Here is a 24,135-nt window from a genome sequence, read left to right as displayed (position 1 = left end):
CGGCTAAAGCTTAGGTTAGCCTTACTTTATTCGCTACCGGCCCCCGATCCGGAGGACTTCGCATGCCCGCCCGCCTTCGCACCCTGGCCACCGTGGTGTGCGCGGCCGTTCTCGGCGCCCTGCTGCCCGTGACCGCCGCCCACGCCGAGAGCCGGACCGTGCGGGGCGGGCGGCTGGACTGGGGCATCAAGTCCTCGTTCCAGAGCTATGTCACCGGGCCGATCGCGAAGGGGAGTTACTCCCTGACCGGGGGTGCGGCCACCGTCGGCGGCAGCTCCTTCCGCTTCCACTCGGCGACCGGCACCTACGACGGCGGCACCGGCGCCTTCCGCGCCGCGTTCTCCGGCGGCGTGCACTTCCTCGGCCACCGCACGAGCGCCGGCGCCCACCGGCTCGACCTCATCCTCAGCCGCCCCACCGTGAGCGTCTCCGGCTCCACCGGCACGCTCCACGTGGACGTCGTGAGCAGGGCGAAGGACACCGGGGCGGTCACGACGTCCCGTCAGGTGCCCTTCGCCTCCCTCTCCCTCGGCGGCATCGACATGCGGGGCGGCGGGAGCGCCGTGGCCCTGAACAACGTCCCCGCCACCCTCACCGCCGAGGGCGCCCGCTCCTTCGCCGGGTACTACACCGCGGGCACCGCGCTCGACCCGGTGAGCCTGTCCGCCGACGTCGAGGCGCCCGCCCCGCGGCAGGAGGAGCAGCCGCCGGCCACCCCCTCACCCTCCGCCAAGTCCCCGAAGTCCCCGAAGCCCGCGGAGACGTCGAACGGCGCGGTCCGGGACGGCGCCGTCGACTGGGGCGTGCGCCGCACCTTCCGCGAGTACGTCACCGGTGACATCGCCGACGGCGAGTGGACCCTGTCCGCGGGCGCCCAGGACGGCGGCGCCCTCTTCCGCTTCCCCGGCGGCGCGGGCACATACGAGGACGGGGACCTCACCGCCGCCTTCGAGGGCACGGTGCGCTTCACCGGCGCCCACGGCCTCGACCTGAGCCTCGGCAACGTACGGACCGTCGTCGAGGACGGCAGGGGCACGCTGTACGCCGACGTGACGAGCCCGGACGCCGAGCTGAAGAAGGTGCCGCTGGTCACCTTCAGCGCGGGCGGCCTGAAGCCGGACGGCGGTCTGGTCAAGGTCACCGAGGCCCCCGCACGGCTCACCGCGCGCGGCGCGAGGGCCTTCGGCGGCATGTACCGGGCCGGCACCGAGATGGACCCCGTCTCCCTCGCCGTCGCCCTCACCGCCGACGCGCAACTGCCCGCCCTGCCCGACCTGGGCAGCGCGCCCACGCCGCGTGCGAGCCCGCAGCCCGGGAAGAGCGGCGCCGACCCCTCCGCCGCCCCCGTCGCGAGCAGCACCGACGACGGCGACTTCCCCGCACTTCCCGTCTCCCTCGCGGCCGGCGCCCTGCTGGCGGCGGCCGCGGCCCTGGTGGCCGTCGCCCTCCGCAGGCGCCGCGCCCGGCCCGCCGGGTCCCCCGGCTCCCCGGCGGACCCGGACCCGGCCCCGGAGCAGGGCTGAACAACCCCCGACACCCAAGGAGAACCGAGCCATGCCCGTCAGACGACGCCGCTCCACCGCACTCGCCGCCGCCGTGGCCACGGCCGCCGCCCTCGGCACGACCGCCCTCGCCATGCTGGGTGGCGCCACCACCGCCTCGGCGGCCGGATCGCCGCTCTCGGACTACGAGCTGACCTGGGGCATCAAGCAGTCCTACCGGTCGTACGTCGGCATGTTCGGCGGCTTCACCGCCTCCGAGGGCGCCGCGCAGGCGGACGGGAACGGCGCGTTCACCTTCACCGACGGCACCGGGACGTACGACACCACGGCGCACACCGTCGACCTCGCCTTCAAGGGCAAGCTGGTGAGCGCCTCCGCCGCGCACCACTTCGAGGTCACGCTCACCGACGTGCGCTTCGACAGCGGCGCCGGTGAGATCACCGCCGACGTGACCACGGTCGACACCTCCGGCGCGACGCCCACCAAGAAGGGCGACGACGTGCCGCTCGCCACGGTCGACGTCACCCGCGCGATGACCGGCATGGCGACCACCCTCACCGCCGAGGCGGGGGAGTACCTCGGCAGCGCGAGCTACGCGGGCGCGGCCGGGGACCCGCTGACCGTGGTCAAGAAGACGCCGCCGACCACGGAGCCCACCACCGGGCCCACCGCAGGACCCACGACCGAGCCGGGCGGGGGACCCTCCACCGGGGAACCCTCCCAGGAGCCGACCACCGACCCGAGCGGCCCGGAACCGACCGATCCGGAGCCGACCGACCCGCACGCCACGTCCGGCACTCAGGGCCCGGGCCCCGCGGCGAGCACGAGCGCCTCGTCCTCGGCGCCCGCCGGCACGGCCCCCGCCAAGGGCACCATCGCCGACGGCACCCTCGGCTGGGGCGTGAAGGAGTCCTTTCGCGCGTACGTCGTCGGAACCATCGCCGAGGGCCGGGTCACCGTCTCCGGCGGCGCCGTCCAGGCCGCCGGGAACGGCGCGTTCACCTTCAAGGACGCCACCGGCACCTACGACACGGACGCCGACCGGCTGACCGCCGTCTTCAAGGGCGCCGTCAACTTCAAGGGCCACGAGTCGGGCGGCACCTACGGCCTCGACCTGACCCTGAGCAACCTCAAGGCCACCCTCGACGGCGGCACCGGCACGCTCACCGCCGACGTGAACAGCCTCGGCACGCGGACCGAGGGCGTGGCCCTGGCCGACCTCGAGGCGCGGTCCGGGGACCTGAAGGCCGACCAGGACGTCATCACGGTCGACGGCATCGCCGCCACCGTCACCGACGCCGGTGCGAAGGTCTTCGGCAACTACCCGGCCGGCACGGCCCTCGATCCGGTCGACCTGTCGGTGGCGCTCAGCGACGACGCCCGGCTGCCGGACGGCGAGGGCACGGGCACGTCCGGCGACGCGACCACCGGCGGCACGGGAGGCGGCGGCACGGGTTCGACCGTCGGCGGCACCGGAACGGGCACCGGCGGTTCGACCGGCGGCGGCAGCCTCGCCGCCACCGGTTCGGACCTGCCGGGCCCGGCCCTGGGCGCGGCGGCCGGTGCCACCGTCGCGGTCGGCGCGGGCGCGGTGTACGCGACCCGCAGGCGGCGGACGCGGGCCTGACCCCCTTGCGGGCCGGGGCGGTCGGCCCCGGCCCGCTCCGGCCGCCCGCGGACGATGCTTGAATGCCCCGGTGACCGACTACGACGTACTGCGCGTCTTCTGCGCCCCGAACGGCGGATACGGCAACGAACTCGGCGTCGTCCGGGAGGGTTCCGTGCTGCCGGAGCCCGAGCGGCGGCAGGAGCTGGCCGCCAAGCTGGGCTTCAGCGAGACCGTGTTCGTCGACGACCCGGAGCGCGGCGTCGTCGACATCTACACGCCCACCCTGCGGCTGCCCTTCGCCGGCCATCCCTGCGTCGGGGCCGCCTGGCTGCTCGACGTGCCCGAACTCGTCACCCCGGCCGGGGTGGTGGGCGCCCGGCTGGACGGGGAGTTCAGCTGGATCGAGGCCCGCCCCGAGTGGGCACCGCCGCGCACCCTGCGCCAGTACGCCACCGTCGCCGAGGTCGACGACCTGGCGGTGCCGCCGAAGGGGGAGTGGGTCTACGCCTGGGCCTGGGAGGACGAGGCGGCGGGACGGGTGCGGGCCCGTGCGTTCCCGGGCCGGGACGACGGCATCGACGAGGACGAGGCGACCGGTGCGGCGGCGCTGCTGCTGACCGGACGGCTGGGCCGCGCCCTCAACATCACCCAGGGGGTCGGCTCCCAGATCCTCACCGCCCCGCAGCCCGAGGGCTGGGTCGAGATCGGCGGGCGGGTGCGCCTGGAGCGGTGACGGGAGCCCCGTACGGCGCCTCCGTACGGGTGGAACAGCGTGTGCGCGCGACGGTGAGGGGGGACCTCTGGGCCTGACCGCTCAGTCTCCCCGAGAGGAAACCCATGCGCATCCGCTCCGCCCTCGCCACGGTCCTGCTGACCGCCGCCATGACCGCCGGTGGTGCCGCGACCGCCACCGCCTTCGACGGCCCCATGCACGGTGACGAGGACGCCACCTGCAGCCCGTACTTCGGCGCCATCACCACGGACAGCACCGGCGACCTGTACTTCGGCGGCATCAACTGCCGCAGCGACGACTACGACATCGACAACTGAGTCGGTCCGGCCGTTCGCTCTACCGGTCCCCCTCGGCCCAGGCGGCCGAGGGGGACCGGTGTGTCCGCGGGACAGCGGCGCCGGCGTCGCTCAGGCGGAGAGCGGGAACTCCTCGCCCAGCGCCCGGAAGACCGCCGTGTTCAGGTCGAAGGCGCGCTTGCACTCCGCGACGACCCGCTGCTTCTCCAGGTCGTCCGCGCGGATGCCGTCCAGCAGTTCGCGGTACTCCCGCTTGAAGGCGGCCGGGTTGGAGATCTCCTCGAAGACGTAGAAGCGGACCCCGTCGCCCTTCCTGGCGAAGCCCCACGTCCGCTCGGCCTTGTCGCGGATGATCTGACCCCCCGACAGGTCGCCGAGGTAGCGCGTGTAGTGGTGGGCGACGTACCCCGCCGGCCAGTCCTCGGCGCACTCGCGCACCCGGGCCGCGTACGCCTCGGTCGCGGGCAGGGCGGTCAGCCCCGCGCGCCAGCCGGCGCCGCGCAGGTGCGCCAGGTCCCGCTCCAGGGAGGCCAGCCGCAGCAGCTCCGGCCGGACGAACGGCCCGGCCACCGGGTCCGCCGCCAGCCGTCCGGCGGGCGCCTCCAGGGCTTCGTAGACGAACCACAGCTGCTCGGTGTAGCGCGCGTACGCCTCCACGCCGAGCCGGCCCCCCAGCAGGTCGCTCATGAAGGTGGAGGTCTCCGCCTCCACGTGCTGCTCGTGGGACGCCGTGCGGATGAGGGTCGAGAAGGAGTCCATGGCGTGATTTTCTATGGTTAGGCTTACCTAAGTCAATAGGTTGCCGACGGGCTGTCGGTAAAAGCCTACCCACTGGGACGCGAAACGGCCCGCCCTCCGAGGAGAGCGGGCCGTCCGGCGGCGTGCGAGGTCAGGGAAGCGTGAGGATCTCCGCGCCCGAGTCCGTCACCACCAGCGTGTGCTCGAACTGCGCCGTCCGCCTGCGGTCCTTCGTCACGACCGTCCAGCCGTCGTCCCACATGTCGTACTCGTGGGTCCCGAGCGTCAGCATCGGCTCGATCGTGAAGGTCATCCCGGGCTGGATGACCGTCGTCGCGTGCGGGCTGTCGTAGTGCGGGACGATGAGCCCCGAGTGGAACGACGAGTTGATGCCGTGGCCGGTGAAGTCCCGCACCACCCCGTACCCGAACCGCTTGGCGTACGACTCGATGACCCGGCCGATGATGTTGATCTGCCGACCCGGCTTGACCGCCTTGATCGCGCGGGCCAGCGACTCCCGGGTCCGCTCGACCAGCAGGCGGCTCTCCTCGTCCACGTCGCCGACCAGGTAGGTCGCGTTGTTGTCGCCGTGCACCCCGCCGATGTACGCCGTCACGTCGAGGTTCACGATGTCGCCGTCGCGCAGCACCGTGGAGTCGGGGATGCCGTGGCAGATGACCTCGTTGACCGAGCTGCACAGGGACTTCGGGTAGCCGCGGTAGCCGAGCGTCGAGGGGTAGGCCCCGTGGTCGCACATGTACTCGTGCGCCACCCGGTCCAGCTCGTCCGTCGTCACGCCGGGCGCGATGTGCTTCGCGGCCTCCTCCATCGCCCGCGCCGCGATCCGCCCGGCAACGCGCATCGCCTCGATCGTCTCGGGCGTCTGCACCTCCGGCCCGGTGTACGGCGTCGGCGCGGGTTTGCCGACGTACTCGGGCCGGCGGATGTTTCCGGGCACGGAACGGGTGGGAGACAGCTCCCCTGGTACGAGCAGCGACTGGCCAGACATGCAGCGAGTCTAACCAGCACGCATGGGGGAACATGTCGGTGGCGAGAGGAGCTGCCCATGGCCCTGTTCAAGAAGCGCACGGTCGGCAAGCCGGGCGAGTGGTACTACTGCCTGGAACACCAGAAGGTCGAGGAGGGCCCGGACTGCCCGGGCAGGGACCGCTTCGGGCCGTACGCCTCCCGCACCGAGGCCGAGCACGCGATGCAGACCGCCCGCGAGCGCAACCTGGAGTGGGAGAACGACCCCAAGTGGCACGACGCCTCCGCCCCGGGAAGCCCCGACGGCGACCGGGACGACTGATCAGCCGCCCGCGGCGGCCGCGGGCCGGGTCGTGGTGGGCGCGGCGGTCAGCGGGCGGGTGCCGGGGCGTTACCAGCCGGACGGCGGGGGTGCCGTCAGGTGGTCGGCGAGGCGGGAGAGGCGGTCACGGAAGCGGCGGCGGCCCCGGGGCGGCGGCACCGCGTTCTCCCCGGCCGACGCGCTGACCAGGTGCTGCACCGTGTCCAGGTCCAGCTCGGCGCCGTCCGGGACGGTCAGCGCCTCGTGCGCCATCGCCGTCAGCTCCCGCTCGCCCGGTGCGCGGTCGGTGCCCAGCGCCAGCACCGTCGCACCGGCCCGGCGGGCGTCGTGCACCCGCTCGAGCAGCGGAGCACCGGGGTCGTCGGGCGTGACCACCAGCAGCGTCTCCCCGCGCCGGGCCGCCGCCAGCCGCCCCAGGCCGACCGCGAGGTGCGCCGGGTCCGACGGGCGCGCGCCGTGCCGCACCAGCGTCGGCGCCAGCTCCGGTGTCCCCGACCAGGCGGCCTCGTCCACCAGGTGTGCCGCCAGGTGCCAGGGCTCGAACCCGGGGGTGCCCACCAGCAGCAGGCCGCCCCCGTGCGGGACCACCGACCCCCGCAGCGCCCCCGCGAACCTCCGGGTGGCCCCCAGCCACTCCGTCCCGGCGAGCACTTCCCGCAGCAGCGCGACCCGTACGGCGTCCATGCGGCCGCATCCTGCCGCAACCCCGTGCGCGCGGTCCGGCGTTCGCCCCGGATTCACCCGGCCCGGGGACCGTCTCCCGCCGGGCGGGACCCGTCCCCGTGGGCCGGCCCCCGCGGACGTAGGGTCGGCCCATGACCTCTACCGACAGTGCTGCACAGAAGGCCCCCGCCAAGGCTCCGGCCAAGGACCCCTGGGACCTGCCCGACGTGTCCGGGCTGGTCGTCGGCGTGCTCGGCGGCACCGGGCCCCAGGGCAAGGGCCTCGCGTACCGCCTCGCCAAGGCCGGCCAGAAGGTGATCGTCGGCTCCCGCGCCGCCGAGCGCGCCGCGGCCGCCGCCGAGGAGATCGGACACGGCGTCGAGGGCGCCGACAACGCCGAGACCGCGCGCCGCAGCGACGTCGTGATCGTCGCCGTGCCGTGGGACGGACACGGCAAGACCCTCGAATCCCTGCGCGCGGAACTGTCCGGCAAGCTCGTCGTCGACTGCGTCAACCCGCTCGGCTTCGACAAGAAGGGCGCCTACGCGCTCAAGCCCGAGGAGGGCAGCGCCGCCGAGCAGGCCGCCGCCCTGCTGCCGGACAGCCGGGTCGCCGCCGCCTTCCACCACCTCTCGGCGGTCCTCCTCCAGGACCCGGAGATCGACGAGATCGACACCGACGTGATGGTGCTCGGCGAGGAGCGCGCCGACGTCGAGATCGTGCAGGCCCTGGCCGGGCGCATCCCCGGCATGCGCGGCGTCTTCGCCGGACGGCTCCGCAACGCCCACCAGGTCGAGTCGCTGGTCGCCAACCTGATCTCCGTCAACCGCCGCTACAAGGCACACGCCGGGCTCCGCGTCACGGACGTATGAGGCGATGGGGGACACTGGTCGGTACCAGTGTCCCCCCGACAGGAGCCGTTCCCATGCCCCGCCTCGCCCTCTACGCCCTGGTCGTCTGCGTGCTCGCCGTGGCCGCCGCCGTCGTCTCCTTCGTGCGGGGCGGCATCGCGATCGGCGTCGTGTGGGTGCTGCTGTCGGGGCTGTCGTCCAACATGTGCTGGTACTACGTCAAGCGCGGCCGGGACGCCCGCCGCGCCGGCTCGTCCACCTCCGTCACCGGCTGAGCGGTCTCATCCGCCCGGCGTGCACAGCGGGTCGGTCTGCCAGAAGCGGTACAGCTCGAAGCCGCAGTACGTGTCCGTCTCGCCGATCCCCAGGCCGCGCAGCAGCGCGTCGATCGCGTCGAAGAACACGCCGTTGAGCGCCGGGATCCACAGCAGCGCGAACACGATCAGCAGCCCGAACGGCGCGAGCGGCTCCACCTGCCGCCGCACGTTGTACGACAGCCAGGGCTCGATCACGCCGTAGCCGTCCAGGCCGGGCACCGGCAGGAAGTTCAGGATCGCGGCCGTGACCTGGAGCAGCGCGAGGAACGCCAGCGCCAGCCGGAAGTCGCGCGGCACGCCGTCCAGCGCGTCCAGCCAGAACGGCGCCGTGCACACGACGGCGAACAGCACGTTCGTCAGCGGGCCCGCCGCCGAGATCAGACTGTGCCGCCAGCGCCCCCGGATCCGCCCGCGCTCGATGAAGACCGCGCCGCCGGGCAGGCCGATGCCGCCCATGATGACGAACAGCACCGGGAGCACGATGCTCAGCAGCGCATGGGTGTACTTCACCGGGTTCAGCGTGAGGTAGCCCTTCGCGCCGACCGAGATGTCGCCGCTGTGCAGCGCGGTGCGGGCGTGCGCGTACTCGTGCAGGCACAGCGACACGACCCACGCGGCCGTGACGAAGAGGAACACGGCGAGACCCGGCTGCTCGGCGAAGCCGGTCCAGGTGGCCCAGCCCGTGACCGCGGCGACGGCGACGATCCCGAGGAAGACGGGGCTGATCCTCCGGTCGCTGGGGCGGGCGGTGGCGGTGGACATGGAACTCCCTGACTGTCGGGCACGCGTGACGGGCACCCGCGGGGTGCGGGACTGCCCGACCGTACCGGGCGCACGGGGAGAACGTCTCGTGCGGGGCGGACGGTTCCGGGGAGGGCGGCGGAGGCGTCGGCCGCGCCGTGCGGCCAAAACCTCGTGACCGGCTCCGACGGCAGCGGGGACAATGGTCCCGTGCGCTATCGCATCCTCGGCACCACACAGGCACTCCGTCCCGACGGCACGGCCGTCCCGCTCGGCGGGGCGCGGCTGCGTGCCCTGCTGACCGTGCTCGCCCTCCGGACCGGCCGCGCCGTCCCCGCGGGGCTGCTGGTGGAGGAGGTCTGGGACGGGGACCGGCCCGCCGACGCGCCGGGCGCCCTGCAGGCGCTGGTGGGGCGGCTGCGCCGGGCGCTGGGCGCGGACGCGGTCGCCTCCGCCGACGGCGGCTACCGGCTGGCCGCCGCCCCCGACGACGTCGACCTGCACCGCTTCGACCGGCTCGCGGGGGAGGGCACCCGCGCCCTCGCCGACGGCGACCCGGCCAAGGCCGCCGTCGTGCTCGACGACGCCCTCGGCCTGTGGCGCGACCCCGTCCTGCCCGACCTGCCCGACCGCACCGCCGAGGCGGCCCGCTGGACGACCCGGCGCCTGGACGCCCTGCGCGCCCGCCACACCGCCGCCCTGGACCTCGGGCAGGCGGAGCACTCGCTGCCCGAGCTGACCGCGCTGTGCGACGGCCACCCCCTGGACGAGCCCCTCCAGGCGCTGCGGCTGCGCGCCCTGCGCGACACCGGCCGCAGCGCCGAGGCACTGGCCGCCTACGAGGCCGTACGCCGCCTCCTGGCCGACCGCCTCGGCGCCGACCCGGGCCCCGAACTCCGCGCCCTCCACACGGAACTCCTCAGCCCCTCACCCGGCCCGGCGTCCCGCCCCGGCCGGGTGTCCGGCCCGGGTGCGGCATCCGGTCCGGCCCCGGGTACCGCTCCGGCATCCGGTCCGGCCCCGCTACCCGCCGTCGCGCCCGGCTCCGGTACGGGGCCTGCCTCAGGGGGGTGGCCTGCCTCCGGCGCGGGGCCTGCCTCCGGTACGGGGCCCGGGTCGGGTTCCGGGGCTGCTTCACGGGGATGGCCTGCCTCCGGCACGGGACCCGAATCTTCCGCCGCGCCGTTCCACGGCACGGCACCCGCCACCGGCCCGCAGCCGACCAGCGACCCAGCTGCCGGCACGGCTCCCGCCCACGCGCCCGGCACGGCCCCCGCACCTGGTACCGCGCCCACGTCCGCAACGCCGCCGGAAGCCGTCGCCGTGCCCGTCCCGGAGGGATTCCGACCCCGGGGCAACCTGCGGGCCCGGCTCACCTCCTTCGTCGGGCGGGACGGTGACGTGGAGGCGTTGCGCGCCGATCTGGCGGCCACCCGGCTCGTCACCCTCCTCGGTCCCGGCGGTGCCGGGAAGACCCGGCTGTCGCAGGAGGCCGCCGAGGGGGCAGGGGACACGGCGCGGGACGGGGTGTGGCTGGCCGAGCTGGCCCCCGTCGACGACCCCGCCGACGTACCGGAGGCCGTGCTGACCGCCGTAGGCGCCCGCGAGACGGTGCTCTACCGCGCCGGTGCCGAGGAGATGCGGGCCGTCACCGGTGCCGACGGGCAGGCCGGCGCCGTCGAGCGGCTCGTCGAGCACTGCGGCCGGCGCCGCATGCTGATCGTCCTCGACAACTGCGAGCACGTCGTCGACGCCGCCGCCCGCCTCACCGAGGAACTCCTCGCCCGCTGCCCCCACCTGACCGTCCTCGCCACCAGCCGCGAACCCCTCGGCGTGCCGGGAGAGTCGCTGCGCCCCGTGGAGCCGCTGCCCGAGCCCGCAGCGCTGCGGCTGCTCGCGGACCGGGGTGCCGCCGCACGGCCCGGCTTCCGCGTCGACGCCGACGAGGAGACCGCCGCCGCCTGCGCCGAGATCTGCCGCCGTCTCGACGGCCTGCCGCTGGCCATCGAACTGGCCGCCGCCCGGCTGCGCATGCTCACCCCGCGCCAGATCGCCGACCGGCTCGACGACCGCTTCCGCCTGCTCACCTCCGGCAGCCGCACCGTCCTGCCCCGCCAGCAGACGCTGCGCGCGGTCGTCGACTGGTCCTGGGACCTGCTCGACGAGGACGAGCGCGAGGTGCTGGGGCGGCTGTCGGTCTTCGCGGGCGGCTGCGACCTCGCCGCCGCCGAGGCCGTGTGCGGCCCCGCCGCGCTGGACGCCCTCGGCTCCCTCGTCGACAAGTCCCTCGTCGTGGCCACGCCCGTGACGGACCGCCTGTCCGGCGACGGCATGCGCTACCGGCTCCTGGAGACCGTCGCCGAATACGCCGGCGAACGCCTCGACGAGTCCGGCGCCCGCCCCGCCGCCGCCCGCGCCCACCTCACGTACTACCGCGAACTGGCCCGCACCACCGACCCGTTGCTCCGCGGCCCGCGGCAGCTCGCCGCCATCGAGCGGCTGGAGCGCGAGTACGAGAACCTGCGCACCGCCCTGCGGCACGCCGTCGCCGAGCGCGACGAGCAGGAGGCCCTGTGCCTGTCGCTGTCGCTGGTCTGGTACTGGCAGATGCGCGACCTGCGGGTGGAGGCGCGGAACTGGTTCGCCGAGGTGATGGCGCTCGGCCCGGACCCCTTCGCCGAACCGGTCAGCCCCGCCCGGCCGGTGTGGGAGCGGTGCACCTCCGCCCCGCCCCCGATGACCGGCGAACTCCTCGCCGAGGCCCGGCGCGGGGTGCACCTGGCCCACCTGGCCTGCATGGACACGGAGCTGCACGCCTGGCAGAACCCGGCGGCCCGGCGCAAGCTGCGCACCATCGCGGAGACGTACGAGCCGGGCATGCCGCAGACCTGTTCCAGCCCCGGCCTGCTCTGGTTCTTCGCCGTGATGCTCACCGGTGACATGGAACGGCTGCGCGAGATCATGGACGCCACCGTGCGCACCTGCCGCGAGACCCCGGGCTACGAGTGGGAGCTGGCCGGCGGCCTGCAGATGCGCGCCAACATGCTCGCCAACCGCACCGCCTGGGCGGGGGACGCGGCCCGCGACGCCGACGAGGCGCTGGAGATCTACCGCCGCCTCGGCGACGCCTGGGGCATGGCCGAGGCACTCTCCGGACGGGCCGAGGCCCGCGAGCGCGTCGGCGAGTACGAACTCGCCGCCGCCGACTACCGGGCCGCCGCGGAACACGCCGAGCGGCTCGGCGCCCACGCCCAGGTGGACATCCTCGACGCCCGCCTCGGCAGCGTGCTCATCGAGGCGGGCGACACGGAGCGGGGCGAGCGCGTCCTGCGCGAGGTGCTCGACCGCACGGCGGGCACGGGCCACAACGGCGCGATGCCCGCCGCCCGGCTGTACCTCGCCGGGTACCTGGGCATGACCGGCCGCCGGAACGAGGCCGGCGAGCAGCTGCGGCTGCTGCGCGAGGAGTTCTCCATCGCCCACTTCGTGGTCTTCGACGCCTTCATCCTCGCCGCCGAGGCCTGGCTGGCCACGCTGGAGGACCGGCACGAGGAGTGTCTGAGCCGGATCCGCAAGGCGCTGCTGAAGGCCGAGGACCCGCTGTCCACGGCCATCGCCCCGCACATGCGCTCCGCGTACCTGACCATCGCCGCGATGGCCCTGGCCCGCCTGGACGGCGGACAGCGCGCCGCGGACGGCGCCCGGTGCCTCGGGGCGGCCGACGCGATGCTGCCGCCGGGGCACGTGTCGACGGGCATGGAGCGGGACGCGCGCGGGCGGGCCGTCGAGCGGGTCCGCGAGGCGCTCGGCACCGAGGCGTACGACACCGCGTACGCCGAGGGCGGCCGGCTCTCCGCGGAGGAGGCCGTCGCCCTCGTCTGACGCGTGCGCGGTTCAGCTCTTCGTGCGGAACTTGTGGACGGCGATCGGCGCCATCACCGCCGTCAGCACGGCGGACCAGGCCAGCGTCACCCACAGGTCGTGCGCGATGGGACCGCCCACCATCAGGCCGCGCGCGGTGTCGGCCAGCGAGGACAGCGGGTTGTAGTCCGTGAACGCCCGCAGCCATCCCGGCATCGAGTCGGTCGGCGCGAAGATCGACGAGCCGAACTGCAGCGGCATCAGCACCAGGAACCCCATCGCCTGCACGGACTGCGCGTTCTTCATGATCACGCCGAGGGTCAGGAACACCCACATCAGCGCCGAGCCGAACACCGCGGACAGCCCCACCGAGGCCAGGAGCCCCGCCCAGTCGGTGATGTCGAAACCGACCAGGACGGCGACGACCATCAGCACCGCGGTCGCGAACAGCATCCGCAGCAACTCCACCGCGATCTTCGCGAACAGCACCGAGCCGCGGCCGATCGGCAGCGACCGGAAGCGGTCCATGACACCGGAGTTGAAGTCCTGGTTGAAGCCGGTCCCGACCCCCTGGGCCATGTTCATGCCCATCATGGCCATCAGGCCGGGGATGACGTACTGCACGTACGCCTGCTGACCGCCGCCCAGGGACTGCCCGATGGAGCCGCCGAACACGTAGACGAACAGCAGCGTGAAGACGATCGGGAAGAGGATGGCGTCGAACATCGACTCCGGGTCCTGCCGGATCCACAGCAGGTTGCGGCGGATCAGCGCGCCGGTGTGCCGGAGGTGGGCGCGCGGGGTGATCCGCGCGTCCGGGGTGATCGTGGTGTCGGGGGTGTACGTGGTGGCGCTCATACGGCGACCTCCTCGCGGGTGTCGTCGGTGGCGGGAGCGGGGTCCTGCGGGGCACTGGCGCGGTGGCCGGTGAGGGACAGGAAGACCTCGTCCAGGCTGGGGAGTTCGGTGGTGACGGAAGAGACGGTGATGCCGCGCGCGGTGACCGCGCCGACCACGGCCGTCAGCTGCTCGTCGCTGAGGATCGGCACCAGGACGGTCCCGCGCTCGGTGTCCACCGTGGAACTGGCGAGCCCGGTGATGCCCAGCTCGTCCAGGTAGGCGGCGAGCGGACGCAGTTGCAGCGGGTCGGCCGGGCGGACCCGCAGGGTGCGGCCGCCGACCTTGGCCTTCAGCTCCTCGATGCCGCCGTTCGCGATGACCTTGCCGCGGTCCACGACGGTCAGTTCGGAGGCGAGCTGCTCGGCCTCCTCCATGTACTGGGTGGTGAGCAGCACGGTGACGCCGTCGCCGACCATGCGCTTGACCTCGTCCCACACCTCGTTGCGGGTACGCGGGTCCAGGCCGGTGGTGGGCTCGTCCAGGAACAGCACGGCCGGGTGCCCGATCATGGAGGCGGCCAGGTCGAGGCGGCGCCGCATGCCGCCGGAGTACGTGGCGGCGGGCCGCTTGCCGGCCTCGGTGAGCGAGAACCGCTCGAGCAGCTCGTCGGCGCGGGCGCGCGCGTCCCGACGGGACAGGTCGAGCAGCCGGCCGATCATGTAGAGGTTCTCCCAGCCGGGGAGCTTCTCGTCCACGGACGCGTACTGCCCGGTCAGCCCTATGACCCGGCGCAGCTGCCGCGGCTGCCGTACGACGTCGTACCCGGCGACGTGCGCCCGGCCGGAGTCGGGGGTGATGAGGGTGGACAGGATGCGTACGAGGGTGGTCTTGCCGGCGCCGTTCGGCCCGAGCACGCCCATCACGGTGCCCTCGCGCACATCCACGTCGACGCCGTCCAGCGCCTTGGTCTCGCCGTAGTGCTTGACCAGCCCCCGCACGGTGACCGCGCTGTCCGCGGCCCGGGGGGTGTCGTCGATTCGCTTCATGCCCCAGACGATGGCAGGCCCCACCGACAAACCGCCGACATCCCACCGACAGTACGGCCGACGGCGCCGACATCTCGCCGATGGGCACCGCAACCGTCAATTGAGGAACCACGACGGCGAGCAACCAGCTCCGCGAGAGCGGCGCCGGTTCAGGCGCAAAGAGGGGCCCCGCCGACGGGGGAAGATCGGCGGGGCCGGTGGTCGTACCGCGATGGCCTACTGGTGGGCGGAGCTGGTGGACGGAGCTAGTGGACGGAGTGCTCGTCCGCGGGGAACGTTCCGCCGACGACGTCCTCGGCGTACGCCTTCGCCGCGTCGCCCATGACCTTGCGCAGGTCGGCGTACTGCTTGACGAACTTCGGCACCCGGCCGCCGGTCAGCCCGAGCATGTCGGTCCACACCAGCACCTGCGCGTCGGTGTCCGGGCCCGCGCCGATCCCGACCGTCGGGATGTGCAGGGTCCGAGTGACCTCGGCGGCCAGCTCGGCCGGCACCAGCTCCAGGACGACCGCGAAGGCGCCCGCGTCCTGCACCGACTTGGCGTCGCGCAGCAGCTGCTGGGCCGCCTCCTCGCCCCGGCCCTGGACCCGGTAGCCCATGGAGTTGACGGACTGCGGGGTGAGGCCGATGTGCGCCATCACCGGGATGCCGGACTCCACCAGCAGCTCGATCTGCCGGTGCGAGCGCTCACCGCCCTCCAGCTTGACCGCCCCGACCCCGGCCTCCTTGACCAGCCGGGTCGCCGAGCGCAGCGCCTGCACCGGGCCCTCCTGGTAGGAACCGAACGGCAGGTCGCCCACGATCAGGGCGCGGCTGGTGCCCCGCACGACCGCCGCCGAGAGCATCGTCATCTCGTCCAGCGTGACGGGCACGGTGGTCTCGTAGCCGAGGTGGCAGTTGCCCGCGGAGTCGCCGACGAGCATCACCGGGATGCCGGACTCGTCGAAGACGGAGGCGGTCATGGCGTCGTACGCGGTGAGCATGGGCCACTTCTCGCCGCGCTCCTTGGCGGCGGTGATGTCCCGGACGGTGATACGGCGGTTGATCTTGCCCCCGTACAGCGCCCTGCTCCCGTCGGCGGGGGTGCGCTGCGGCGTCTGGGCAGCCGAAAGCTGCGTCATGGCAACGGCTCCTTCATGTCATCTCGAGGCGCCCTGACGGCGTCCCCGGATCCCTTCCATGGTGGCACTGGTGGCGCCCCGACCGCTAGGGGACCCCCGTCGCGTACCCCGTCATGGGGCAGAGCGTGGCTCATGGGGTCGAATGTGCCCGTTCTGTCACAGAGCCGCCCGTCCCGGTGCGGCGCGGAACTCCGCGGGGCTGCCCGTACGTCCTCGTGCCGTACGGCCGTCCAGGGACGGCGGGATCGGAACCGATCATCCCCTATGGTGCTGAGTCACAGGGGGCGACGGTGTGCACAGCAGGCAGTGAGGCAACGGTATGGCGCAGCAGGCGTACGTGACGGAGACGGACGGCGGCGGCTCGGACTCCGAGCGCCGGGGAACCCGGATTCGGCGCCTGTTCGACCGGGCGGTCAGCGGCTGGCGCGGCGACCGGCGGATCTGGCGCCGTGGCCTGGTCACGGCCGTGGTCGCGCTGCTCCTGGCGGCGGTCATGGCGGCCCACTCGCACATCCCGAACGCCATCGGCAACCTCGGCAGCCTCACCGAGACCTTCCTGCCGTGGTTCGGCCTGCTGATCCCGGTCCTGCTGGTGATCGCCCTGGTCCGCAAGTCGGCGACGGCGCTGATCGCGCTGGTGCTGCCGGTGAGCGTGTGGCTCAACCTCTTCGGCGGCCTGCTCTTCGACAAGACCGGCTCCGGCGGCGACCTCACCGTGGCCACCCACAACGTCAACGCCGACAACGCCGACCCGGAGGGCACCGCCCGCGCGGTGGCCGCCGCCGGCGCGGACGTGATGGCCCTGGAGGAACTGAAGGCGTCCGCCGTCCCGACGTACGAGAAGGCGCTGGCGGCGAAGTACCCGCACCACGCGGTCGTCGGCACCGTCGGGCTGTGGAGCAAGTACCCGGTCAGCGACGTGAGGCCGGTCGACATCGAGCTGGGCTGGAAGCGCGCGATGCGCGCCACCGTCGCCACGCCGTCCGGACCGGTCGCGGTGTACGTCGCCCACCTGCCCTCCGTACGGGTGAAGCTGGAGGCCGGTTTCACCGCCCGGCAGCGGGACAAGAGCGCCCAGGCCCTCGGCGAGGCCATCGGCCACGAGAAGCTGCCCCGCAAGATCCTCCTCGGCGACCTCAACGGCACCATGAACGACCGGTCGCTCACTGCGATCACCTCCCAGCTGCGGTCCCCGCAGGGCGCGGTGGGCGACGGCTTCGGCTTCAGCTGGCCGGCGTCCTTCCCGATGGCCCGGATCGACCAGATCCTGGTCACCGGCGTGGAACCCATGACCAGCTGGACCCTCCCGGCGACCGGCAGCGACCATCTGCCGATCGCCGCGCGTGTGAAGGTCGACACAACGGCTTCCTAGAATTCGTCTGCGGAATACCCGCCCTGAGAGTCTTTGTTCCGTACGGGAACATACAGTCGTCCCCCTGTGCCCCGTCCTCCCGTACGGACCCCGCTCTCGAAAGGCGAGACCCTTCATGCCCCTGGCCCTGCTCGCCCTTGCCGTGGGCGCCTTCGGCATCGGCACCACCGAGTTCGTGATGATGGGCCTGCTGCCCGACGTCGCGGACGACCTGGACATCTCCATCCCCACCGCCGGACACCTCGTCTCCGCCTACGCGCTGGGCGTCGTCATCGGCGCCCCGCTGCTCGCGGCGGCGACGACCCGGATGTCCCGCCGCGCCGTCCTGATCGCCCTGATGGCGCTGTTCGTGGTGGGCAACGCCCTGTCGGCCGTCGCCCCCGGCGAGATCTCCCTGCTGGCCGCCCGCTTCGTCAGCGGCCTGCCGCACGGCGCCTTCTTCGGCGTCGGTGCGGTCGTCGCCACCGGCATGGTCGCGCCGGAACGCAAGGCCCGCTCCGTCTCCCTGATGTTCCTCGGCCTCACCGTCGCCAACATCGTCGGCGTCCCGGCCGCCACGGCCATGGGCCAGCAGCTCGGCTGGCGGGCCACCTTCCTCGGCGTGAGCGCGATCGGCGTGGCGGCGATAGCGGCGCTGGCCCTGCTGATCCCGCGCGACAGCGCCCCCGCCCCCGCCACGGGCCTGCGCGGCGAACTGGCCGCCCTGCGTTCCCTGCCCGTCTGGCTGGCGCTGGGCACGACGGTCGCGGGCTTCGGCGCGCTCTTCGCGGCGTACAGCTACATCACGCCGATGCTGACCGACGCCGCCGGCTTCGCCGAGACCAGCGTGACGCTGCTGCTCGCACTGTTCGGCGTCGGCGCCACCGCGGGCAACCTGCTGGGCGGCCGCCTGGCCGACCACTCCCTGCGCGGCACCCTCTTCGGCGGCCTGGCCTCTCTCGTCGTCGTCCTGGCACTGTTCCCCCTCCTCATGCGTACGCCGGTCACGGCGGCCGCGTCGGTGGCCCTGCTCGGCATGGCCGCCTTCGTCACCGGCTCGCCCCTCCAGCTCATGGTCATGGAGAAGGCCGCCGCGGCCCCCTCCCTGGCCTCCTCCGCCAACCAGGCCGCCTTCAACCTGGCCAACGCGGGCGGCGCCTGGATCGGCGGCCTCGCCCTGGCCGCGGGCCTCGGTACCACGTCCCCGGCGACGGCGGGCGCGGCCCTGGCGGTCCTCGGCCTCGCGGTCGCGGGAGCGGCGTGGGCGGTGGACCGGCGGCACGCGGCCCTCGCCCCGGCTCCCGGGCGCGAGCGCGTGGTCGCGGCACACGTGCCGGAGGCCGACAGGACCGCGTCCCACGCCGGAGTGACGGAGTGACCGTTTCCCCTCACGCAGCGTAGACGTCCCCTCTATCGTGTCGCGGACGCGATGCGACGCGTACGGCGGAGGGGTGCGGATGCCGGTGAACGGCGAGGCGGAAGAGCCGGGTTGGGAGGTCGACCCGGACGACGAGTGGGGTGTGGCCGTCCTCACCACCGTGGGGAGGCAGCTGAAGCTGCGCCGCGAGGCGGTGGGCATGCGGGCGGGCGACTTCGGGGTGGCGGTCGGCTACGGCGAGGACCTCGTCTACAAGGTCGAGGGCGGGAAGCGGATCCCTCGCCGGGAGTACCTGGAGAGGGCGGACCAGGTCCTTGAGGCGGGCGGCCTCATCGCCGCGGCCTGGGAGGATGTGAAGAGGGTTCGGTATCCCAAGCACGTGCGGGAGCTCGCGAAGCTGGAAGCCACAGCCGCCGAGATCTCGCTGTCGCGAACCACAACGTCCACGGCCTACTGCAGACCGAGGAACACATGCGGTCGCTCTTCGACACGTGGTTGCCCGCGTACACCGAGGAGGACACCGATCGCATGGTGGCGGCACGGTTGGCCCGGCGGTCGGTGTTCGAGCGTTCACCGGCGCCGACTCTCAGCTTCGTACAGGAGGAAGCGACCCTCCGCCGCCCGGTCGGAGGCAGAATGGTGTGGCGTCGGCAGCTCGAACGACTCCTGGAGCTGGGTGAGTTGCGAAACGTCTCGATCCAGGTCATGCCGATCGACTCGGAGGAGCACTTCGGTACGGGCGGGTTGATCGAGGTGCTGAAGTTCGCGGACGGCACGTCGGTGGGGCGCTCCGAAGGAGCGTTCGCCGGACGGCCGGTGTCCGACCCGAAACAGCTCCGGATCCTTGAGCTGCGCTATGGCATGATCCGGGCCCAGGCTCTCACGCCCCGAGAGTCGCGGGCCGTCATCGAGCAGATGCTTGGAGAGTCATGAGCCGCATCACCGCAACGCCGGACGCACCCGCCCTGGACTGGTTCAAGAGCAGCTACAGCAGCAGCGGAGACGGCAACGACTGCGTCGAGGTCGCGATAGCCTCCGCCACCGTCCACGTCCGCGACTCCAAGCGCCCCCACGGCTCCCGCCTCGCCGTCACCAGGACGGCGTGGACGGGGTTCGTGGGGGCGGCGAGGGCTCTGGCGCCCTGACCTGGCTCAGACGCTCGTCGTGTGGGCGTTGGCCGCCGCGCCGCCGAAGGGTGCGGAAGCGCCGAGGCCGGTGGTGACGGCGAACGGGCCGGACTCCGCGTGGAGGCCGGCACCGAGGCCGCCGTCGCCCGCGAAGAGGGCCGTGCTCGCGGTGAGGCCGATGCCGCCGGACACCTGGTCCAGGTCAGCGTCGGAGATCTCGGCCGTCTGGACCTGGGGGACAGTGTTCATGGCAGGTCTGTTCCTTTCGTGGGGAAGGGGAGCGGTGCGGCCGCGCACCGATCAAAGCACGGAGCTGAACGGCCCACCATCGGCGAGCCGTTGAACGCCGCCGCCCGGCGCCGCGGACTTCACCGGTGTGTGCGTGCGGTCAGGGAAAGCGCCCGGATCTTCACCTCATCCCCGGGAGCACGGCCCGGTGCGGTGCCGCGAGAGGCTCGGGCCGCCCCGCGCGGTTCCACCGCACCCCGGCCGTGCGGCCGAGCGAGGAACGCTGTGGAGATTCACGGCTTTTCCCGGACCGATCCGGGGCCGGGTTCTGGCGTATCCGCCCCGTCGGCCTCAGTGGAGGACCCGCTCCAGGAACGCGTCGAGGTTGCCGCGCAGGCGCTCGATCTGCTGCTCGACAGTGAGGGACTCCTCGATACGCCCGCCCGGTGCCGCCTTCTTCCGGCCCCGTACGTACAACGAGCAGTCCAGGTCGGCACAGATGTAGAGCCCCACCGAGTTGCCCTCGCGGCCGGCCCGGCCCGCCTTGGCGGCGGTCGTGAGGGAGACGCCGTTGCCGGGATGCGTGGTCAGGCACAGGGAGCACATGCTGCGACGCAGGAAGCCGCGGTTGCCGTAGGCGGAGCGCAGGGACAGGCCGACGAGTCCGGCGTCGCGCTCGACGACGAGATAGCTGCGATCGGGCGCGGACAGATCGGACCAGCCCAGGAAGTCCAGGTCGTCCCAGTGGTCGAGGTCCGCCAGGTTTTTGGGCAGGGGGAGGCGTTTGGCCGCGCCCTTCGAGCAGTTGACGAACGAGGTGCGGATGTCGTGCTCGGTCAGGGGTTTCATGAAGGATCCTTGGAGGGTCGTACGGTGAGGCCCGCCACCAGGGCGGCGAGCAGCAGGACGCCCGCTGAGCACCAGTAGGCGACGGAGAAGCCGTGCACCATGCCCGCGTCGAGGGTCGCGCCGTCGTGGGCCGGACCGCGCTCGTGCGCGTCGACGTAACGGCCGGTGGCGCTGGTGGCGACGGTGTTGAGCAGTACGGTGCCCAGCGAAGCGCCCATCTGCTGCACGGTGTTGAGGACGGCCGAGGCCACACCGGCGTCCTGCGCGGGCACCCCGGCGGTGGCCGTCGCGTAGACCGGCATGAAGGTCAGGCCCATGCCCACACCGAGCAGCAGCAGGGCGGGCAGCACGTGTGGGACGTACTGCGCGTGCACGGTCAGGCGGCTGAGCAGCACCATGCCGACGGCGGCCAGCACCATGCCGGACGACATCAAGATGCGCGGCGCCGTGCGGGGCAGCAGGCGGACCGCGATCTGGGTCGCGCCGATGACGATACCGGCCGAGATCGGCACGAAGGCCAGACCGGTCCGCACCGGCGGGTAGCCGAGGACGACCTGCAGGTAGTACGTCAGGAACAGGAAGACGCCGAACATGCCGATGGTGGCCAGGCCCATCGTCGCGAGCGATCCGGCCCGGACCCGGTCCTTGACGATGCGCAGCGGCAGCAGCGGGCTTCCCGCACGGCTCTGCCACCACACGAAGGCGGCGAGCAGGAGCACCCCGGCCACGAGCAGCGTGAGCACGAACGGGCTGGACCAGCCGCGAGGTTCGGCCTCGCTGAAGCCGTACACGAGAGCGACGAGCCCGCCGCAGCCCAGCAGCGCGCCCGGCACGTCCAGGTGCCCGCCCCGGCGGCCGGAGCGGTCGCGCAGGAAGACCGGTGCGCCGAGCAGGGCGGCCAGCGCGATGGGCACGTTGACGTACAGGGACCAGCGCCAGTTCAGGTACTCGGTCAGCAGGCCGCCCACGATCAGCCCGACCGCGCTGCCGCCGCCGGCCAGCGCACCGTAGACGCCGAACGCCCTGGCCCGTTCCTTGGGGTCGGTGAACGTCGTCGCCAGCAGTGACAGGGCCGAGGGCGCCAGGACCGCCGCGAAGGCGCCTTGCAGGGCCCGCGCCGCGAACAGCATCCCGGGGCCGGCCGCCGCGCCGCCCAGCGCGGAGGCCGCGGCGAACCCGGCCAGGCCGATGACGAAGGCGCGCCTGCGGCCCACCAGGTCGGCGATCCGTCCGCCGAGCAGCAGCAGCCCGCCGAAGGCCAGCGTGTAGGCGGTGATCACCCACTGCCGGTCGGCGTCCGACATGCCGAGGGCGTGCTGGGCGGAGGGCAGCGCGATGTTCACGACGGTGCCGTCGAGGATCACCATCAGCTGGGCGAGGGCGATGACGGTCAGCGCCCACCAGCGCTTCGGATCAGGGGCCGGTGCCGGTGCCGGTACCTCGGTCGCGGCGGGAACCTCGCGGTCCGGGGAACGGCCGGTGGCCGGGGAACGGGCGGACGGGAGGGATTTCCCTCCGGGACGTTTCTTGCTCATGGCGATCACGCACGTTTCGTGTCGAAGTGCTGTCGAGAGAGCCGGCCGGGAACGGTCGCGGTGATGACGACGGGCCGGGCTGCGGAGCACGGGGACACGCCCCCGCGGCCTGCGCGGCGAAGAACCGCACAGGCCGGGACGTCTCGAGACGCGACACCTCAGGAAGATGCCGAAGACAAGAAACCAAAAGGGGGAAGAGCTACCGCGCGCCGCAGAGGAGGGAGGGCACACGGCCGGAGGCAACTATGGCCGCAACGCATTGTGCACGGTCCATGTCTCTCGCCTCCTTCCAGGCAGGGCACGCGATGCGTGTCGACGCCGAGCGTGCCGAGCGGGGCGGCAGAGAACCTGCCACACGAAATCCCGGCCAGAGTAACCCATCGGCACCACCGCGCGACCGGAATTACCGGGGCTGCCCAGCGCCCCGCGGCGTGACCTCATTGACCCTCATCCGGCTGAGGGGGACCGTGGGACCGGCCCGAACATCACGCCCGCCAGCGCCCCGAAGGCGGCTTCCGGATCCCGCCCGTCCAGCAGACCGTCGAGGCTGTGGGAGAGCAGCAGCGTCGCGAAGCCGTGGGCCATCGACCAGGCCGCCATGAAGCCGACGGCGGGATCGTCGTCGTAGCCCTCCACGGCCGTACGGAGCATGCTCCGTGTTCGCTCGCGCGCCGCGAGGAGTTCGGAGTCGTCCGGGCGCAGCAGGTCGGGGCGGAACATGATCTGGAAATGGGCCGGGTGCGCGGCGGCGAAGCGCACGTACCGGACACCCAGGTCACGCAGGTCGTCCGCCTCGCCGAGTGCGGCGGACAGGAGGCTGTGGCCCTCGGTGGCGATGGCGGTGAGAAGTCCCGCCCGATCCTTGAAGTGATGCGCGGGTGCCGCATGGGAGACGCCCGCGCGGCGGGCCAGGTCGCGCAGGGACAGTGAGGCCGGCCCTTCGGCGGCGATGACGTCGAGGGCCGCGTCGAGCACGGCCCGCCGCAGGTCCCCGTGGTGGTACGGGCGTTCGGGGCGTTCGGTGGGCATGAAGGCAGCCTAGCGTCATCTAGTCATTGACAAGATGCGGTGGTGAAGGAAGTCTGAGCCCGGACTAGCCGTGCGGGCCGAGGGCAAGGGGAGCCGTCTTGAGCAACGACCACGGACGTGTGAGGCAGATGTGGCACCTCTTGGAGTCCCTGCACGCCGTCGTCTACTTCGCGCCACAGGTCTTCGAGGAGGTCGAGTCGCTCGGCTACCGCACCGGCGAACGCTGGCCGAGCTACTTCGCCCTGCGGGCGGCGCCGCTCGGAGCGCCCGGAGCCCGGCAGGTGGCTTCCGCGTTCTACAGCTTCAGCCCGCGCACGGTCGCCGAGCACATCCCCGCCGCCTGGGACGTCGCGGCGCCGGGCAAGGTGCTCGACGTCCGGACACGCGGCATCGACCGGGCCTACCGCGCGCTCTTCGGGGCGCTCGCGGACGGCCCCGAAGTCGCCGAGGCCGCGGTACTCGCCCGCCGGGCGGCGGAGGCCGCACCCACCGAGGGCCGCCCGCTCGCCGCCGCCAATGCCGCGTTGCCCTGGCCTTCGGAGCCGCACCTCGTGCTGTGGCAGGCCGCGACGATCCTGCGCGAGCACCGCGGTGACGGTCATCTCGCCGCGCTGCTGACCGCGAACCTCGACTCGGTCGAGGCGCTGGTGTCGTTCGCCGCGATCGGCGCCGCGCCGACCGACGTCTTCGCGAGCCGCGGCTGGACCGAGCACGAGTGGGCGGACGCCCGCGAGCGCCTCTCCGTACGGGGGCTGCTGCACGCCGACGGCTCCGCGACCGACGCGGGCCGCACCCTGCGTGCCGAGGTCGAGCGCCGCACCGACGAACTGGCCGCCGCCCCCTGGCGGACCCTCGGCGACAAGGGCACCGCCAGGCTCGCCGAACTCCTGGGCCCCCTCTGGCTGGAGGTCCTGGGCTCAGGCCTGCTGCCTCGCGACACCACACTCGGCATCGGAAAGGTCTGACATCTCGCGCCGGGACGGTGATCACGTCCCGGCGCCCGTGCGGGCC

The 24,135-nt window shown here is 73.2% G+C and carries 23 protein-coding genes and 1 pseudogene; 13 read left to right on the top strand and 11 right to left on the bottom strand.

What is annotated here, in order from left to right:
- Positions 1 to 62: 62 nt before the first annotated feature.
- From ACZ56V_RS35995 to ACZ56V_RS35980, 4 genes are all read left to right on the top strand, one after another.
- The gene (locus ACZ56V_RS35995; protein WP_468947818.1) at positions 63 to 1,523 is read left to right on the top strand and encodes an HtaA domain-containing protein; all 1,461 of its coding nucleotides are present in this window, start codon (positions 63 to 65) and stop codon (positions 1,521 to 1,523) included.
- Between the two features lie 31 nt (positions 1,524 to 1,554).
- Positions 1,555 to 3,129 (top strand): HtaA domain-containing protein, encoded by a 1,575-nt coding sequence (locus ACZ56V_RS35990; protein ID WP_468947816.1) that lies wholly within the window; start codon positions 1,555 to 1,557, stop codon positions 3,127 to 3,129.
- 70 nt (positions 3,130 to 3,199) lie between these two features.
- Positions 3,200 to 3,844, top strand: coding sequence for a PhzF family phenazine biosynthesis protein (locus tag ACZ56V_RS35985; protein ID WP_468947814.1), 645 nt, complete (start codon positions 3,200 to 3,202; stop codon positions 3,842 to 3,844).
- 104 nt (positions 3,845 to 3,948) lie between these two features.
- Positions 3,949 to 4,161 (top strand): hypothetical protein, encoded by a 213-nt coding sequence (locus tag ACZ56V_RS35980; protein WP_087809693.1) that lies wholly within the window; start codon positions 3,949 to 3,951, stop codon positions 4,159 to 4,161.
- Between the two features lie 90 nt (positions 4,162 to 4,251).
- On the opposite strand, the gene ACZ56V_RS35975 is transcribed toward ACZ56V_RS35980, so the two are convergent.
- Together ACZ56V_RS35975 and map are read right to left on the bottom strand one after the other, a co-directional pair.
- The gene (locus tag ACZ56V_RS35975; protein WP_468947812.1) at positions 4,252 to 4,899 is read right to left on the bottom strand and encodes a biliverdin-producing heme oxygenase; all 648 of its coding nucleotides are present in this window, start codon (positions 4,897 to 4,899) and stop codon (positions 4,252 to 4,254) included.
- 130 nt (positions 4,900 to 5,029) lie between these two features.
- Positions 5,030 to 5,887, bottom strand: a complete 858-nt coding sequence (map, locus tag ACZ56V_RS35970) for a type I methionyl aminopeptidase (protein WP_361007197.1) — start codon at positions 5,885 to 5,887, stop codon at positions 5,030 to 5,032.
- Between the two features lie 57 nt (positions 5,888 to 5,944).
- On the opposite strand from map, the gene ACZ56V_RS35965 reads away from it, so the two are divergent.
- Positions 5,945 to 6,187 (top strand): hypothetical protein, encoded by a 243-nt coding sequence (locus ACZ56V_RS35965; RefSeq protein WP_356362179.1) that lies wholly within the window; start codon positions 5,945 to 5,947, stop codon positions 6,185 to 6,187.
- A gap of 69 nt (positions 6,188 to 6,256) precedes the next feature.
- On the opposite strand, the gene ACZ56V_RS35960 is transcribed toward ACZ56V_RS35965, so the two are convergent.
- A complete protein-coding gene (locus tag ACZ56V_RS35960; RefSeq protein ID WP_467383228.1) occupies positions 6,257 to 6,871 on the bottom strand; it encodes a hypothetical protein in 615 nt (204 codons plus the stop codon).
- A gap of 131 nt (positions 6,872 to 7,002) precedes the next feature.
- On the opposite strand from ACZ56V_RS35960, the gene npdG reads away from it, so the two are divergent.
- On the top strand, positions 7,003 to 7,722 hold the full coding sequence (gene npdG, locus ACZ56V_RS35955) for an NADPH-dependent F420 reductase (protein WP_003976550.1): 720 nt from the start codon (positions 7,003 to 7,005) through the stop codon (positions 7,720 to 7,722).
- 53 nt (positions 7,723 to 7,775) lie between these two features.
- On the top strand, positions 7,776 to 7,976 hold the full coding sequence (locus ACZ56V_RS35950; RefSeq protein WP_356362185.1) for a hypothetical protein: 201 nt from the start codon (positions 7,776 to 7,778) through the stop codon (positions 7,974 to 7,976).
- 6 nt (positions 7,977 to 7,982) lie between these two features.
- Here ACZ56V_RS35950 and ACZ56V_RS35945 read toward each other — a convergent pair whose 3' ends face one another.
- Positions 7,983 to 8,780, bottom strand: a complete 798-nt coding sequence (locus ACZ56V_RS35945) for a site-2 protease family protein (protein ID WP_104630896.1) — start codon at positions 8,778 to 8,780, stop codon at positions 7,983 to 7,985.
- A 189-nt stretch (positions 8,781 to 8,969) separates the two neighbouring features.
- Between ACZ56V_RS35945 and ACZ56V_RS35940 the strand changes: the two genes are divergently transcribed.
- On the top strand, positions 8,970 to 12,641 hold the full coding sequence (locus ACZ56V_RS35940; RefSeq protein ID WP_468947809.1) for an AfsR/SARP family transcriptional regulator: 3,672 nt from the start codon (positions 8,970 to 8,972) through the stop codon (positions 12,639 to 12,641).
- A gap of 12 nt (positions 12,642 to 12,653) precedes the next feature.
- On the opposite strand, the gene ACZ56V_RS35935 is transcribed toward ACZ56V_RS35940, so the two are convergent.
- The 3 genes from ACZ56V_RS35935 to panB all read right to left on the bottom strand — a co-directional run bounded on the left by ACZ56V_RS35935 (position 12,654) and on the right by panB (position 15,627).
- Positions 12,654 to 13,478 carry an ABC transporter permease gene (locus tag ACZ56V_RS35935; protein ID WP_356362191.1) on the bottom strand — a complete coding sequence of 275 codons (825 nt, stop codon included), beginning with the start codon at positions 13,476 to 13,478 and terminating at the stop codon, positions 12,654 to 12,656.
- Positions 13,475 to 14,506, bottom strand: coding sequence for an ATP-binding cassette domain-containing protein (locus tag ACZ56V_RS35930; protein WP_398914002.1), 1,032 nt, complete (start codon positions 14,504 to 14,506; stop codon positions 13,475 to 13,477). The genes ACZ56V_RS35935 and ACZ56V_RS35930 overlap by 4 nt, the downstream gene beginning before the upstream one ends.
- A gap of 245 nt (positions 14,507 to 14,751) precedes the next feature.
- Complete coding sequence (gene panB, locus ACZ56V_RS35925; protein WP_356362195.1) at positions 14,752 to 15,627, bottom strand: 3-methyl-2-oxobutanoate hydroxymethyltransferase; 876 nt, start codon at positions 15,625 to 15,627, stop codon at positions 14,752 to 14,754.
- A 319-nt stretch (positions 15,628 to 15,946) separates the two neighbouring features.
- On the opposite strand from panB, the gene ACZ56V_RS35920 reads away from it, so the two are divergent.
- The 4 genes and pseudogenes from ACZ56V_RS35920 (at position 15,947) to ACZ56V_RS35905 (ending at position 19,501) form a co-directional block, all read left to right on the top strand.
- On the top strand, positions 15,947 to 16,999 hold the full coding sequence (locus ACZ56V_RS35920) for an endonuclease/exonuclease/phosphatase family protein (RefSeq protein WP_398914000.1): 1,053 nt from the start codon (positions 15,947 to 15,949) through the stop codon (positions 16,997 to 16,999).
- A 115-nt stretch (positions 17,000 to 17,114) separates the two neighbouring features.
- Positions 17,115 to 18,356 (top strand): MFS transporter, encoded by a 1,242-nt coding sequence (locus ACZ56V_RS35915; RefSeq protein ID WP_467383236.1) that lies wholly within the window; start codon positions 17,115 to 17,117, stop codon positions 18,354 to 18,356.
- A 79-nt stretch (positions 18,357 to 18,435) separates the two neighbouring features.
- Positions 18,436 to 19,289, top strand: a pseudogene (locus tag ACZ56V_RS35910) (helix-turn-helix domain-containing protein).
- Entirely contained in the window at positions 19,286 to 19,501 is a 216-nt protein-coding gene (locus tag ACZ56V_RS35905) for a DUF397 domain-containing protein (RefSeq protein ID WP_059302831.1), read from the top strand. The pseudogene ACZ56V_RS35910 and the gene ACZ56V_RS35905 overlap by 4 nt, the downstream one beginning before the upstream one ends.
- A gap of 6 nt (positions 19,502 to 19,507) precedes the next feature.
- Here the strand turns inward: ACZ56V_RS35905 and ACZ56V_RS35900 are convergent, their stop codons facing one another.
- The 4 genes from ACZ56V_RS35900 to ACZ56V_RS35885 all read right to left on the bottom strand — a co-directional run bounded on the left by ACZ56V_RS35900 (position 19,508) and on the right by ACZ56V_RS35885 (position 23,124).
- The gene (locus tag ACZ56V_RS35900; protein WP_121701701.1) at positions 19,508 to 19,732 is read right to left on the bottom strand and encodes a hypothetical protein; all 225 of its coding nucleotides are present in this window, start codon (positions 19,730 to 19,732) and stop codon (positions 19,508 to 19,510) included.
- Positions 19,733 to 20,062: 330 nt separating this feature from the next.
- Entirely contained in the window at positions 20,063 to 20,560 is a 498-nt protein-coding gene (locus ACZ56V_RS35895; protein WP_467383239.1) for an FBP domain-containing protein, read from the bottom strand.
- A complete protein-coding gene (locus ACZ56V_RS35890) occupies positions 20,557 to 22,095 on the bottom strand; it encodes an MFS transporter (protein WP_467383241.1) in 1,539 nt (512 codons plus the stop codon). The genes ACZ56V_RS35895 and ACZ56V_RS35890 overlap by 4 nt, the downstream gene beginning before the upstream one ends.
- Before the next feature lie 447 nt (positions 22,096 to 22,542).
- Complete coding sequence (locus ACZ56V_RS35885) at positions 22,543 to 23,124, bottom strand: TetR/AcrR family transcriptional regulator (RefSeq protein ID WP_468947804.1); 582 nt, start codon at positions 23,122 to 23,124, stop codon at positions 22,543 to 22,545.
- A 128-nt stretch (positions 23,125 to 23,252) separates the two neighbouring features.
- On the opposite strand from ACZ56V_RS35885, the gene ACZ56V_RS35880 reads away from it, so the two are divergent.
- A complete protein-coding gene (locus tag ACZ56V_RS35880; protein WP_468947830.1) occupies positions 23,253 to 24,089 on the top strand; it encodes an SCO6745 family protein in 837 nt (278 codons plus the stop codon).
- Positions 24,090 to 24,135: the final 46 nt, after the last annotated feature.

Source organism: Streptomyces sp. NPDC034099 (assembly GCF_055575415.1).
This window is presented reverse-complemented; position numbering and strand designations above follow the sequence as displayed.

What these genes read in the sequence shown, in the direction of transcription:
- ACZ56V_RS35995 (WP_468947818.1), top strand. Translation starts at nt 63, where the DNA reads ATGCCCGCCCGCCTTCGCACCCTGGCCACCGTGGTGTGCGCGGCCGTT.
- ACZ56V_RS35990 (WP_468947816.1), top strand. Translation starts at nt 1,555, where the DNA reads ATGCCCGTCAGACGACGCCGCTCCACCGCACTCGCCGCCGCCGTGGCC.
- ACZ56V_RS35980 (WP_087809693.1), top strand. Translation starts at nt 3,949, where the DNA reads ATGCGCATCCGCTCCGCCCTCGCCACGGTCCTGCTGACCGCCGCCATG.
- ACZ56V_RS35975 (WP_468947812.1), bottom strand. Translation starts at nt 4,899, where the DNA reads ATGGACTCCTTCTCGACCCTCATCCGCACGGCGTCCCACGAGCAGCAC.
- map (WP_361007197.1), bottom strand. Translation starts at nt 5,887, where the DNA reads ATGTCTGGCCAGTCGCTGCTCGTACCAGGGGAGCTGTCTCCCACCCGT.
- ACZ56V_RS35965 (WP_356362179.1), top strand. Translation starts at nt 5,945, where the DNA reads ATGGCCCTGTTCAAGAAGCGCACGGTCGGCAAGCCGGGCGAGTGGTAC.
- ACZ56V_RS35960 (WP_467383228.1), bottom strand. Translation starts at nt 6,871, where the DNA reads ATGGACGCCGTACGGGTCGCGCTGCTGCGGGAAGTGCTCGCCGGGACG.
- npdG (WP_003976550.1), top strand. Translation starts at nt 7,003, where the DNA reads ATGACCTCTACCGACAGTGCTGCACAGAAGGCCCCCGCCAAGGCTCCG.
- ACZ56V_RS35950 (WP_356362185.1), top strand. Translation starts at nt 7,776, where the DNA reads ATGCCCCGCCTCGCCCTCTACGCCCTGGTCGTCTGCGTGCTCGCCGTG.
- ACZ56V_RS35945 (WP_104630896.1), bottom strand. Translation starts at nt 8,780, where the DNA reads ATGTCCACCGCCACCGCCCGCCCCAGCGACCGGAGGATCAGCCCCGTC.
- ACZ56V_RS35935 (WP_356362191.1), bottom strand. Translation starts at nt 13,478, where the DNA reads ATGAGCGCCACCACGTACACCCCCGACACCACGATCACCCCGGACGCG.
- ACZ56V_RS35930 (WP_398914002.1), bottom strand. Translation starts at nt 14,506, where the DNA reads ATGAAGCGAATCGACGACACCCCCCGGGCCGCGGACAGCGCGGTCACC.
- panB (WP_356362195.1), bottom strand. Translation starts at nt 15,627, where the DNA reads ATGACGCAGCTTTCGGCTGCCCAGACGCCGCAGCGCACCCCCGCCGAC.
- ACZ56V_RS35920 (WP_398914000.1), top strand. Translation starts at nt 15,947, where the DNA reads ATGGCGCAGCAGGCGTACGTGACGGAGACGGACGGCGGCGGCTCGGAC.
- ACZ56V_RS35915 (WP_467383236.1), top strand. Translation starts at nt 17,115, where the DNA reads ATGCCCCTGGCCCTGCTCGCCCTTGCCGTGGGCGCCTTCGGCATCGGC.
- ACZ56V_RS35905 (WP_059302831.1), top strand. Translation starts at nt 19,286, where the DNA reads ATGAGCCGCATCACCGCAACGCCGGACGCACCCGCCCTGGACTGGTTC.
- ACZ56V_RS35900 (WP_121701701.1), bottom strand. Translation starts at nt 19,732, where the DNA reads ATGAACACTGTCCCCCAGGTCCAGACGGCCGAGATCTCCGACGCTGAC.
- ACZ56V_RS35895 (WP_467383239.1), bottom strand. Translation starts at nt 20,560, where the DNA reads ATGAAACCCCTGACCGAGCACGACATCCGCACCTCGTTCGTCAACTGC.
- ACZ56V_RS35890 (WP_467383241.1), bottom strand. Translation starts at nt 22,095, where the DNA reads ATGAGCAAGAAACGTCCCGGAGGGAAATCCCTCCCGTCCGCCCGTTCC.
- ACZ56V_RS35885 (WP_468947804.1), bottom strand. Translation starts at nt 23,124, where the DNA reads ATGCCCACCGAACGCCCCGAACGCCCGTACCACCACGGGGACCTGCGG.
- ACZ56V_RS35880 (WP_468947830.1), top strand. Translation starts at nt 23,253, where the DNA reads ATGTGGCACCTCTTGGAGTCCCTGCACGCCGTCGTCTACTTCGCGCCA.